This is a genomic window from Nocardioides sp. Iso805N (genome assembly GCF_000364605.1).
In the GTDB taxonomy this organism is placed as follows: Bacteria; Actinomycetota; Actinomycetes; order Propionibacteriales; family Nocardioidaceae; genus Nocardioides.
The window spans coordinates 676,384-688,192 of sequence record NZ_KB822575.1 but is presented as its reverse complement, the minus strand read 5'-3'; the positions used below and the strand labels follow the sequence as shown (position 1 = coordinate 688,192).

The window sequence follows — 11,809 nt, the reverse complement described above, 5'->3', positions numbered from 1 at the left end:
TGCGGGTCGTGCCGTCCTGCTCGACACCTGCCCGCGCCTGAGGGCCGGAAACGTCAGCTCCGCACGGCTGTGGACAACCGGTCGAGCGCGCTGCTGATGTCGGCGCCGTCCCCCGCGAAGCTCATCCGCACGAACCGGTGCCCCGCCTCGGTGTCGAAGTCGATCCCCGGCGCCAGCGCGACGCCGTGCGTGGCCAGCAGCCAGCGCGCCCACGCCATCGTGTCGTCGGTGAGGTGGCTGACGTCCGCGTAGACGTAGAAGGCGCCGTCCGCGGGCGCCAGCCGATCGATGCCGAGGCTGCGAAGACCGTCCAGGAGCAGGGTGCGGTTGGCGGCGTAGCGCGCGACGTGTCCGTCCAGTTGGGCATAGGACTCGTGCGAGAAGGCCTGCACCGCCGCCCGCTGCGCCAGGGTCGGCGGGCAGATGGTGAAGTTGCCGGTGAGCACGTCGACGGCGCGCCGCAGCCGCTGTGGCACCAGCATCCAGCCGATCCGCCAGCCGGTCATGGAGAAGTACTTGGAGAAGCTGGCGAAGACCACCGCCTCGCGGCTGGTCTCCCAGGCGCTGGTGGTGCTGGCCAACCCGTTGTCCTCGGTGCCGTACTCGATGCCGTGGTAGATCTCGTCCGAGATCAGCTGCACGCCGTTGCGCTCGCACCAGGCTGCGATCGCGGCCAGCTCCTCGGGCCGCATGATGGTGCCGGTCGGGTTGGCCGGGCTGGCCACCACCACGCCCTTGAGGTCGGGCACCTGCTCGAGCTGCTCCAGCGTCGGCTGGAACCGCGTCTGCGACCCGGTCGGCAGCTCGACCACCTCGCAGCCCAGCGCGGTGAGGACGTTGCGGTAGCAGGGGTAGTTGGGCCGTGCCATCGCCACCCGGTCGCCCGCCTCGAACGCCGCCAGGAACGCCAGCAGGAAGCCACCGCTGGCGCCGGTCGTCACCACCACATCGTCGGCGTCGACCGCCACCCCGTGCGTACGCCGATGGTGTCCCGCGATCGCCTCGCGAAGCTCCACGATGCCCGTGGCCTGGGTGTACCCGAGCGGGTCGCCGCTCTGCAGCAGCCGGACGGCCTCGGCAGTGACCGGCCCGGGCGCCCCGCTGAGCGGCTGTCCGGCGAGCAGGCTGAGGACATCGCCGCACTCCCGCTGGCGACGGGTCGCCGCCTCGATCATGTCCATCACGTGGAAGGGCGGGACGTTCGCCCGCTGGGCAACCTGGAGGCGGGGGAGTCGGACATCCATGGGCCCACGTTAGGACTCTGGCTAGGCTGGCATCCCGCCGCCCGCGACAGCCCTCGTCCAACTGGCCTGCCGAAGCAAGGTGACATGAGCGTCCACGAGCTCGACCTGTTCCTGCTCGTGGGGTCTGCCGTGACGCTGTGCGCGATCCTGGCGGTGCGGCTGACCTCGGTGGCCGGGCTGCCCTCGCTGCTGGTCTACCTGCTGATGGGCGTCGCGCTGGGAGACGCCGGGTTCGGCATCCACTTCAACGACGCGGAGCTGGCACACTCGCTCGGCTTCGCGGCACTGGCACTGATCCTGGCCGAGGGCGGTGTCACCACCTCCTGGCGGGTGCTGCGGCCCTCGATGCGGCTCGGCATGTCGCTGGCGACGATCGGGGTCGCGGTCTCGGTCGGCGTGATGGCTGTCGGCGCGCACTACGTGCTCGGCCTGCCCTGGGAGCTGGCCGTGCTGCTCGGCGCGGTGACCTCGCCGACGGACGCCGCCGCGGTCTTCTCGGTGCTGCGGGTGGTGCCGCTGCCGCGGAAGCTGACCGGCGCGCTGGAGGCGGAGTCCGGGCTCAACGACGCTCCGACCGTCGTGCTGGTGACGCTGATCGCCGCCGGCACGGTGCACGACCACTCCTGGTGGGTGGTGGTCCTGATCGTGGCCGGCGAGCTCGTGCTGGGTCTGGTCGCGGGGCTGCTGGTCGGCCTCGCCGGCGCATGGATCCTGCGCCGGGTCTCGTTGCCGTCCTCGGGGCTCTACTCGCTCAGCGTGCTGGCGCTGTGCTTCCTCGCCGACGCCGGCGCCTCCATTCTGCACGGCAGCGGCTTCGCTGCGATCTACGTCGCGGCGCTGGTGCTGGGCAACGCCGAGCTGCCGCACCGGCAGGTCACCCGCGGCTTTGCCGAGGCGGTCGCCTGGCTGGCCCAGATCGGCTTGTTCGTGATGCTCGGGCTGCTGCTCTCGCCGTCGACGCTGGAGTGGTCGATCGTCGGCAAGGCGTTGGTCGCCGGTCTGCTGCTCACCTTCATCGCCCGACCCCTGGCGGTGCTGGTGGCGATGGTGGTCCAGCCGCTCAGTGCGCGTGAGGGGGCCTTCCTGTCCTGGGCGGGCCTGCGCGGCGCGGTCCCGGTGGTGCTGATGACCATCCCCCTGGCCGACGGCGTACCCGGGGCGTTGCAGCTCTTCGACCTGGTCTTCGTGCTGGTCGTCGTCTACACGCTGGTCACCGCGCCGACGCTTCCGCTGGTGGCGCGGTTCCTCGGCCTGATCCAGCCGCGCGACCCACGTGCCTTCGAGCTCGAGGTGGCGGTGCTGGAGCGGATCGCCGCGGACCTGCTGCAGATCACCATCACGCCGCGATCGCGGCTGCACGGCGTCGAGGTCGGCGAGTTGCGACTGCCGCGTGGATCCTCCGTCTCGATGGTCATCCGCGACGGCGACTCGATCCCGGCGGAGCTGCGCACGGTGCTCAAGCACGGCGACGACCTGCTCGTGGTGACGCCACGGGCCTTGCGGGAGCGGACCGAGCGGCGGCTGCGGCAGGTGTCCCGGCACGGCCGGCTGGCCGGCTGGGTCAGGTCGCTGTGAGGCGCCGCTAGCTCAGCGTGGGGCTGCAGATCGTCGCGTTGGCCGACGCGGTGATCGACTTCGGCCCGGTGCCGACCGCGCCGAACTTGTCCCCGACCACCACGACGACACCGGGTTCGGCGACCGTCCTGCGCACCACCTTGGCGCCCGGCAGCCAGGCAGCGACCAGCCGTACGGCGGGGCTGTTCGGGTTGTCGGTCCAGATCTGCACGCTGCCGACCTTGGTGCCGCTGGCCGCGTTGCCGGAGCGACCGGTCGCGAAGCCCCCGTCCTTCAGTGCGGTCATGGTGCGCCCGGCCAGGCCCTCACGACGCGATGCGTTGAGCACGGTCACGGTGACCTGTGCCGGGAAGACGTGGTCACCGGCCTGCACGCTGGCGGAGCTGCACACCGGTGCGTCCGCCTTCTTCGGGAAGGGCTTGGTGAGCATCGCCCAACCCCAACCGCCGATCACCACGACGAGAAGGGCGACGACCGCGAGGGTCAGTAGGGTCCGGGCTCCGGTCAGCACGCGGGAATCCTAGGCGCTCGGGCCAGCCGCCACCTCGTCTGTGACGGTGTGCACCCGCGCGTGCAGGACCAGCCGCTGCTGGAGGGCGGCTCGCAGCGCCCGGTGCAGCCCGTCCTCGAGGTAGTACTCGCCGTGCCACTCGACCACGTGCGCGAACAGGTCGCCGTAGAACGTGGAGTCCTCGTCGAGGAGCGAACCGAGCTGGAGCGTGTCCTTGGTGGTGATGAGCTCGTCGAGCCGCAGCTGGCGTGGCGGCAGGGCCGCCCAGTCCTTGGCCGCCAGCCCATGATCGGGATAGGGGCGGCTCGCTCCGACGCGCTTGAAGATCACCTCTCGACCCTAGCGCCACCTCGCCCGGGACGGTCCTGAACCGGCTCCTCTCGGTCCGCGCGCTCGCTGCGGACGTCGTGCGAGGAGGTCGGCTGGACAGGCCTTCGCAGGACGCCCCGAGACACGTCAGGCCGGGTCCCGTGCGTAACGGGCCCGGCCTTGGTGTGTCGCTGCCGATCTGAGCCGTGGCTCAGGCGGACCAGCGCAGGGAGTCGTCGACGAGATCGGCGAAGGCATAGGTGCCACGCAGGTCGTCGCGCTCCTCCATCAGCTTGGCCAGCGCGCTGGCGTGACGCTCGCGAAGGCTGAATCGCTGTGCGGTGACGCGGTCCAGCTCGTCGACCGTCTCGGTCGTGGTGGGGTTCTCCATCTCGGCCCTCCTGTCGTGAATGCGGGTTGGTGACTCAAGCGTGGTCCACGAAAGTCGCCAGAAGGTTGTTGGAACGTTACAAGTAGATGACCAAACCAGTCAAAGTCATTCAACTTACATGACTTATCGGTCTAGACCGCTTCAGAGGGAGGGCTCCGCCCAAGCGAGCTGCACCACGTCGGTACCCCTGTCGCGGGTGATCAACCGACCGCGACCCGGCGGAGCAGGTACGGCGCGGACATTGCCGATCAGCTGACCCTCCGACGGGTCGCCGGAGAGCAGCAGACCGGGCATGGCCAGGTCGCGCATGCTCTGGATGACGGGCTCGTACAGCGCGCGGGAGGCGCCACCTGCGCGGCGCGCAACCACGAGGTGCAGCCCGGTGTCGCGGGCCTGCGCGAGCAGCGGCTGCAGCGCGTGCACCGGCGAGCCCTGCTGGGTCGCGACCAGGTCGTAGTCGTCGACCAGCACGAACACCTCGGCGCCGGTCCACCAGGATCGGCTGCGCAGCTGCTCGGGCGTGACGTCGGGGCCGGGCAGCCGGCTCTCGAGATAGCTGGCCAGATCCTTGAGCGCGGGCCCGGCCTGGCCGGCGGAGGTGAGGTAGTTGAGCAGGTACTCGTCGGGGATCTCGCCGAGCAGCGAGCGTCTGTAGTCGACGACCACCAGCTGGGCCTGCTTCGGAGTGCGCGTGCGCATCACCTCACGTGCGTAGGCGCGCAGCAGCGCACTCTTGCCGGACTGGCCGTCGCCGAAGACGAGTAGGTGCGGCTCGCTGCCCGGGTCGAGTCCGACCGGCGCGAGGTCGCGCTCGTTGATGCCCAGCAGCAGTCGACTGCCACGGTCGTCGTCGCTGACGCCGGCCGCGGCGCGGATGTCGTCGATCTTGATCTGCTCGGGCAGCAGCCGCAGCTTCGGCCCCTCCGGGCCCGTCCACGCCGTCCGCACCCGCTCGATCAGGTCCTCGACGCCGTCGCCGAGCGTCGTGGAGCGGTGGTCGCCGTCGACCCGCGGCAGCGCGCCGAGGAAGTGCAGCTTCTGCGGAACCAGACCTCGACCGGGCCGGCCGGCGGGGACCAGGCTGGCGACCTTGCGGTCGATCTCGGAGTCGGTCGCATCCCCCAGCCGCAGCTCGAGTCGGGTGCCGAGCAGGTCGCGCATCGCGGCGCGGTAGTCGGCCCAGCGCGTCGCCGAGGTGAGCAGGTGGAAGCCGAAGGTCAGCCCTCGCTGGGCGAGCTGCTGCAGCTCGATCTCGATGTCGTCGAAGTCGGCGCGGAGCGTTGCCCAACCGTCCACGACGAGGAAGACGTCGCCGTACCCGTCGTCGGCCCTGCCCTGCGCCGACTCCTGCCGGCGCCGGGTGCGGTAGGTCTCGATCGAGTCGATGCCGGCGCTGCGGAAGTAGGCCTCGCGACGATCGACCACGCCCCGCACCTCGGCGATGATGCGGCGCACCACATCGGGCTCACTGCGGGTACCGACGCCGGCGACGTGCGGCAGCCGGGCCATCGGAGCGAACGTGCCGCCGCCGAAGTCGAGCACGAAGATCTGCGTCTCCAGGGGCGTCGTGGTCAGCGACAGGGACGCGACGAACGTCCGCAGCAGGGTGCTCTTGCCCGACCGCGGGCCACCCACCACCGCCGCGTGGCCGGCCGCCCCGCCGAGGTCGACGCTGAGCGTGTCGCGGCGCTGCTCGTGTGGCCGGTCGACCGTGCCGAGCGGCACGACCAGAGCGCCGGTCCCGCGCCACGCGGGCGAGGTGAGACCGGCCGTCGGATCCGTCACGAGGTCCGGCAGCAGACCGTCCAGCGTGTCAGGTACGTCGAGGGGCGGCAGCCAGACCTGGTGCGCCGGCAGGCCGTGTCCGGTCATCCGGGCTACAGCGATGTCGAGCAGCGAGTCGTCGGTGACAGGCGGCGCAGGCACGTCCTCGGCCGCCGGCAGCGCACGGTCGTCGACCGGGTCGAGGCCGCGGACCGCGGCGATGGTGAACGGGAGGATGCCGGTGACGCCGCCGTCCTCGTCGCGGCGTACGCGTGCGGCGCCCGAGGGCGGCCCGGAGACGTAGGCAGCCTTGAACCGCACCATCGAGGTCGGGTCGGGCTTCAGGTAACCCAGACCCGGCACGGCCGGTAGCTCGTAAGCGTCCGGTACGCCGAGGACCGCGCGGGACTCCTGCGCCGAGAAGGTGCGCAGGCCGACGCGGTAGGAGAGGTGTGACTCGAGGCCGCGCAGCCGGCCCTCCTCGAGCCGCTGCGAGGCGAGGAGCAGATGCAGCCCGAGCGAGCGGCCCAGCCGGCCGATGGCCACGAACAGGTCGATGAACTCCGGCTTGGCCGAGAGCATCTCGGAGAACTCGTCGACGACGATGAACAACGACGGCAGCGGCGGCATCGACGGGTCGCCGGCACGGGCCCGCTCGTAGTCCTTGATCGAGGAGAAGTTGCCGGCCTCGCGGAGCAGCTCCTGACGGCGCACCATCTCACCCGACAGCGCGTCCTGCATGCGGTCGACGAGGGTGAGCTCGCCGGCCAGGTTGGTGATCACCGCCGAGACGTGCGGCAGCTGCGCCATCCCGGCGAACGTCGCGCCGCCCTTGAAGTCGACCAGCACCATGTTGAGCTGCTCGGGGGAGTGCGTCAGGGCCAGCCCGAGCACGAGCGTGCGCAGGAACTCCGACTTGCCCGAGCCTGTCGCGCCGATGACCAGCCCGTGCGGGCCCATGCCCTGCTGCGCCGACTCCTTGATGTCCAGGTGCACCGGTGCGCCGTTGTCGCCGAGGCCGATCGGCACCCGCAGTCGGTCGCGGGTGGGTCGGGGCCGCCACGACACCGCCGGGTCCAGGACACGTACGTCGCTGAGCCCGAGCAGCTCCATGATGTCGGTGGGGCCGGTGAGCTCCGCCTCGCCGGCCTCGGCCGCACCGGCGGCGACCGTGTGCAGCGGTGTCAGCCGCCGGGCGAACGCCTCGGCCACCGCCTGGTCGCACTGGTCGAGTCGGACGCGGACCGGCTCGGCACGGACCCGCAGCACCGACGCCGCCACACTGTGCTCATCGGCACCGCCACCGACGCTGTCGCCAACGCCATCCGTGCTCCGCTCGCCCTCGATCTGCAGCCGCAGCCAGCTGGCATCGACCAGTTCGTCCCAGTGCGCCGGCAGGTCCAGCACCGTCACCCCGTGGACGCCGTCCTGTGGCAGCACGTGGTTCCCCGGCGGGACGGTGACGCCGTCGACGACCACCAGGATGTGAGGGGTCAGGATGCGGTCGTCGGACCCGAACCGCGGCCGGTCGACCAGGTCGGCGGGCAGCAGCGCGGCCAGGTCGTCGAGCGAGGTGGTGACCATCCGGCGCGGCCCGACCGCGTCCGCCTCCCGGGTGCTCTGGGCGTGCGGGAGCCACTTCACCCAGTCCCAATGCGCGCGCTGGGACTCGGTGGTGAGCACGGCGACGACGAGCTGCTCGGGGGAGTGGAACGCGGTCGCGGCGCAGATCAGCGACCGCGCGGCCGAGCGGGCGGTGTCCTCCGCGCCGCAGATCTCGATCTTGTCGAAGGCCCGCAGGTCGAGGGAGGCCGGCAGGTCCGGCTGCAGCCGGTGCACGACCAGAAGTCGGTGCAACGCGGAGGCAGCCGCGGGGTCGACCTGATCGATGGGCGCGCTGTCGGGTGGCACCAGGCTGAGCGACAGCGGCTGGTGACAGACGCCGTACCGGACCTGGAGGAAGCGGGGATCGGACACGCCGCGCTCCCAGAGCCGGGAGCGCTCCTCAGCGATCGCGGGCAGCGAGCTGGGACGGGGGTGGTGCCAGGTCAGGGCGCGGCGCTGCTGGTCGCCGGCGTTGCGGGCGGTCTCGCGGACCGAGGCGAGGTAGCGCAGGTAGTCGGTGCGCTGCCCGCCGACGCTCTGCTGCTTCTGCTTCCGCTGCCGGTCGATCTGGACCACGATGAAGCCGATCGTGGCGAAGAGGAACATGCCCGCGGAGATGTACTGCCGCCCGCCCGCGCCCTGCCCGGTGCCCCCCATCGTCGCGACCAGCACGATCGAGCCGAGGCTGCCGAGCATCGGGATCGCGTTCATCAGCACACCGCTGCTGCCCTCGGCCTGGTCGAGCGGGGGCGGCGGCTGCAGGACGATCTCGCCGGTGGGCAGCTCGGGCTCGTCCGAGCGGCCTCCACGCAGTGTGGACGGGGCCGGCGAGAGGGCAGAACTCACGACGTTGCACTTCCCTGATTCAGGCGCTCGAAACCTGGGTAGTAGTGCGCCGTGACCGCCGGACGCATCGCAGGGAGCCTCGCACTGACCGTGCACGGCACCCGTGGCGCGGTGGATCTGGTCGTCCCGCCCGATGCGACAGCGATGGACCTCGCTCGGGAGTACGCCGCCCAGCTCGGGCTGGCCCACGTCCCACCCCTGCTCACGCCCCTCGGCGAGTCCTTGACGCCGGACGACGTGCTCAGCCGCCGCGGGCTGGTCTCCGGTGACCTGCTGGTCGTCGCCGAGCCGGTCGGTGCACGTGCCGACCGGCACCGGCGCGCGCTGTGGCGCGACGCGCTGGCGGCTCAGGCCGACGACCCGCCCGGTGCGGTGTCGTCGCTGGTGGTCGCGCTCGCCGCTGCCGCGGGCGTCGTGGCCGGCTGGCTGGCACCTCGGCTGGGCGATGCGCGCCAGGACGCCGTGGTGTGGCTGCTGCTCCTCGGCGCCTTCACCGGGCTGGTGCCGACCGGGCGACTGGCACCGCGGCGGGCCGTGGTCGCGCCGTTCCTGGCCGGTGCCGCGGCCTACGCGATCGCGTGGGACCCGGCGCCCGAGCGGCTGCCGACGATCATCGGCATCGGCGCACTGGCGGCTGCCGTCACGGCCGCCGTCGCCCGCGCCTTCGACCGACGCGCCGAGGAGGCCCTTCGGGTCTGGATCGTGGCCGGCACTCTTGTCTTCGTGGTCAGCTGCGGCGCCGCGCTGCTCGACCTCGCGCCACGCGTGGTCTGGGCGGTGCTGCTCGCGGCGGCCGTGGTGGGAGCACGGGTGGTGCCCGCGCAGGCCATCGACGTGCCGGACGGTTACCTGGTCGACCTCGAGCGGCTGGCGGTCAGCGCCTGGTCGGCCCGCGCTCAGCCCGGACGGCGCGGCCGCACGATCGTGCCGGTCGGTGCGGTGGCGGACGTCGCCGCACGCGGGGCCCGGATCGTGCAGGCGGCGGCCGCCGCCGTGCTGGTGCTGTGCCTGCTGAGCGCGCCGCTGCTGCTGACCAGCGCCGACCTGCCCATCGACCGGATCGGCGCGCGGCTGATGGTCGGCCTGGGCGGGATCTCGCTGCTGTTCACCGCGCGCAGCTATCGCCACGCGCTGCCGCGCGGGCTGCTGCGGGCCGCCGGCCTGTGGTGTCTGGTCTGCGACCTGGTGGCGCTGCTGCCGGGCCTCGGGGGAGCCCAGACGGTGGTCGTGGTGTGCGTCGCGATCGCCGTCGCCCTCGGCGTACTGGCTGCAGCGGTGGCCACCGGGCGGGGCTGGCGCTCGGCGTGGTGGTCCGCCCGCGCGGAGCTCGCGGAGGCGCTCGCGATGGCCGGCACGCTCGCGCTGCTGGTGGTGGCGACGGGATTCTTCCGGGCCCTGTGGGAATCGCACTTCGGTGTTTAGCACCGCAACCCCCGGGAATACGGCGAATGTCCGGACGATCGGGATCCGGAACGAACTACCTCTTCGATCCGGCGGCCTACCGCCAGGAAGGAACGAGACCATGAGTGGTCCCAACGGCGGTGGCGTGGTGAACCAGGGCGGTGGCGTCCTCGAGCAGGCTGCCAAGGAGGTCGCCTCGGCCAAGAGCGACCTCGATCAGATCGCGGCGAGCCTGCGCGGACAGATCGAGCCGATGGTGGCGAGCTGGAAGGGAGCCGGTGCGAACGCGTTCTTCGAGTTCCACAACGCGTGGCACGAGAAGGAGAAGAAGATCGTCGACATCCTGACGAACTTCTCCAACGCGATCGGCGCCACGCACACCAACAGCACCCAGGTCGACTCCGACGAGTCGTCCAACTACAAGAACATCGCCGGCCGGCTCGGCTGAGCCTCCCGAAGAGAAGGAGACACGACATGTCTGACGGGACGATCCGCGTCGCCGGTGCCGACCTCGAGCAGATGGCGACCGACATGAAGACCGCCAACGGCTCCATCCAGTCACGGCTCGACGACCTCAAGTCCAACCTCGAGAAGATCTTCGGCGCCGGCTGGGAGGGTCAGTCGCGCGAGGCGTTCGACACCGCGCACGCGCAGTGGACGACCCAGATCGCCGACATGCAGCAGATCATGACCGACGCCCACAACAACGTGCTCACCTCCCGCGAGAACTACGCGGCGGGTGACAAGAAGGCCGCTGGGTTCTTCTGATCCGCACGCCTCCTCGATGACACAAGCGCCAACGGCCGCCTCCGGGCTGGTCCGCGTCACGGTTGCCTCAGGCACGCGCCGGGTAGATCTCGTTCTGCCCGGCGCTGTGCCCGTTGCGGAGCTCGTTCCCGAGCTCGCCCGCAGCGTCGGCCTCCTCGACGCCGCGACCGTCTACGGCGGCTACCGGCTCGTCCTGCCGGACGGTCGCCGGCTCGCCCTCGACTCCGGCCTGATCAGCCAGGGCATCGAGGATGGTGGCGTGCTCACCCTGAGCGCCGGTGTCGAGGAGCCCACCCCCCGGGTCTACGACGACGTCGTCGAGGCGATGACCGACGTCGTCGAGCGCGAGCTCAAGCCCTGGCAGCCCGAGCAGAGCCGGATGACGGCCCTGGTCGCGAGCGCGCTGTTCCTGCTGCTGGGCGCCGTCGCACTGCTGGTGCAGCACGAGTCGCGGCTCGCCGGGGTCGCGGCAGGCGTCGTCGCGGTGGTGCTGATCGGTGCCGCGGTCGTGCTCTCACGCGCTGAGCGGGAGCCCGAAGCCTCGGTCGCGGTCGCGTGGCTGGCCGCCGTCTACGGCGCGGTCGGCGGCTTCACGCTCGCCTGGAGTGCCGCCGGACCTGGCGAGGAGGTGCTCGGCGTGCCGCTGGCCGCCGCCGGTGGCGCCGTTCTTCTGGTCGGGTTCATCGGCCTGCTCGGCCTCGCAGTCGAGGGCCGCACCCTGCTGCTGCCCGCAGCCGTCGTCGGCGCGACCCTGCTCGCCGTCGGCCTCGTCGTACGAGCCACGGACTGGGACGCAGCGGTGGTGCTGACCGTCGTGCTGGTCGTGGTGGTGCTCGCCGGCGGCGTCCTCCCGTGGCTCGCGTTGGGGATGACCTCGACGGACGTGGACCGGCTCTACTCCCCGCAGGACATCACCGCCGACCCCGCGACGATCGACCCGTCCCGGGTCGCCGCGGACGCACGCATCGCCCACGAGATCCTGGTCGGCATCTCCGCCACCGTCGGGGTGCTGCTGGTGCTGGTGGCGCCGTTCGCGGTCAGCCTCGGACTGTGGGGCACCCTCCTGGCGGTCGCTGCCTGCGCAGCGGTGATGCTCCGCACCCGGCAGTACCGCACCGGCAGCGAGGTGCTCGTCGGCCTCGCTCTCGGGGTGCTCGCGCTCGCGGTCACCGCGGTCGCAGCGCTGTGGCTGCACCCGTCCTGGCGGCCCACCACCGCGGTGGTGCTGGCTGCCATGGGTGCCGTCGTGCTCGCCACGACGATGCTGCCCGCGACGCCGTCGGTGCGTCGTGGTCGGCTCGGCGACGTGGCCGAGTCGGCCTCGCTGATCCTGCTGCTCCCGTTGCTGGTGCTGGCCAGCGGCGTCTTCGGCTCGGTCTCGGTCTGAGGCCGGTC

Annotated in this window: 10 protein-coding genes; 5 read left to right on the top strand and 5 right to left on the bottom strand. The window is 71.7% G+C overall.

The window, feature by feature from the left end; translation table 11 throughout:
- Positions 1–53: 53 nt before the first annotated feature.
- Entirely contained in the window at positions 54–1,244 is a 1,191-nt protein-coding gene (locus H036_RS0103255) for a pyridoxal phosphate-dependent aminotransferase (RefSeq protein WP_017933341.1), read from the bottom strand.
- An 84-nt stretch (positions 1,245–1,328) separates the two neighbouring features.
- Between H036_RS0103255 and H036_RS0103250 the strand changes: the two genes are divergently transcribed.
- Positions 1,329–2,819, top strand: coding sequence for a potassium/proton antiporter (locus H036_RS0103250; protein WP_017933340.1), 1,491 nt, complete (start codon positions 1,329–1,331; stop codon positions 2,817–2,819).
- A gap of 7 nt (positions 2,820–2,826) precedes the next feature.
- On the opposite strand, the gene H036_RS0103245 is transcribed toward H036_RS0103250, so the two are convergent.
- From H036_RS0103245 to H036_RS0103230, 4 genes are all read right to left on the bottom strand, one after another.
- Complete coding sequence (locus tag H036_RS0103245) at positions 2,827–3,330, bottom strand: LytR C-terminal domain-containing protein (RefSeq protein WP_017933339.1); 504 nt, start codon at positions 3,328–3,330, stop codon at positions 2,827–2,829.
- A gap of 9 nt (positions 3,331–3,339) precedes the next feature.
- Complete coding sequence (locus H036_RS0103240) at positions 3,340–3,660, bottom strand: type II toxin-antitoxin system VapB family antitoxin (protein WP_017933338.1); 321 nt, start codon at positions 3,658–3,660, stop codon at positions 3,340–3,342.
- Between the two features lie 190 nt (positions 3,661–3,850).
- Positions 3,851–4,030 (bottom strand): hypothetical protein, encoded by a 180-nt coding sequence (locus H036_RS0103235; protein WP_017933337.1) that lies wholly within the window; start codon positions 4,028–4,030, stop codon positions 3,851–3,853.
- Between the two features lie 141 nt (positions 4,031–4,171).
- Positions 4,172–8,245 carry a type VII secretion protein EccC gene (locus tag H036_RS0103230; RefSeq protein ID WP_017933336.1) on the bottom strand — a complete coding sequence of 1,358 codons (4,074 nt, stop codon included), beginning with the start codon at positions 8,243–8,245 and terminating at the stop codon, positions 4,172–4,174.
- 51 nt (positions 8,246–8,296) lie between these two features.
- On the opposite strand from H036_RS0103230, the gene H036_RS25840 reads away from it, so the two are divergent.
- From H036_RS25840 to eccD, 4 genes are all read left to right on the top strand, one after another.
- The gene (locus tag H036_RS25840) at positions 8,297–9,667 is read left to right on the top strand and encodes a hypothetical protein (RefSeq protein ID WP_017933335.1); all 1,371 of its coding nucleotides are present in this window, start codon (positions 8,297–8,299) and stop codon (positions 9,665–9,667) included.
- 100 nt (positions 9,668–9,767) lie between these two features.
- Positions 9,768–10,094 (top strand): WXG100 family type VII secretion target, encoded by a 327-nt coding sequence (locus tag H036_RS0103220; RefSeq protein ID WP_017933334.1) that lies wholly within the window; start codon positions 9,768–9,770, stop codon positions 10,092–10,094.
- A gap of 26 nt (positions 10,095–10,120) precedes the next feature.
- Positions 10,121–10,414, top strand: a complete 294-nt coding sequence (locus H036_RS0103215) for a WXG100 family type VII secretion target (protein ID WP_017933333.1) — start codon at positions 10,121–10,123, stop codon at positions 10,412–10,414.
- 16 nt (positions 10,415–10,430) lie between these two features.
- A complete protein-coding gene (gene eccD / locus H036_RS0103210) occupies positions 10,431–11,801 on the top strand; it encodes a type VII secretion integral membrane protein EccD (protein ID WP_036487154.1) in 1,371 nt (456 codons plus the stop codon).
- The last annotated feature ends 8 nt before the right edge of the window (positions 11,802–11,809 follow it).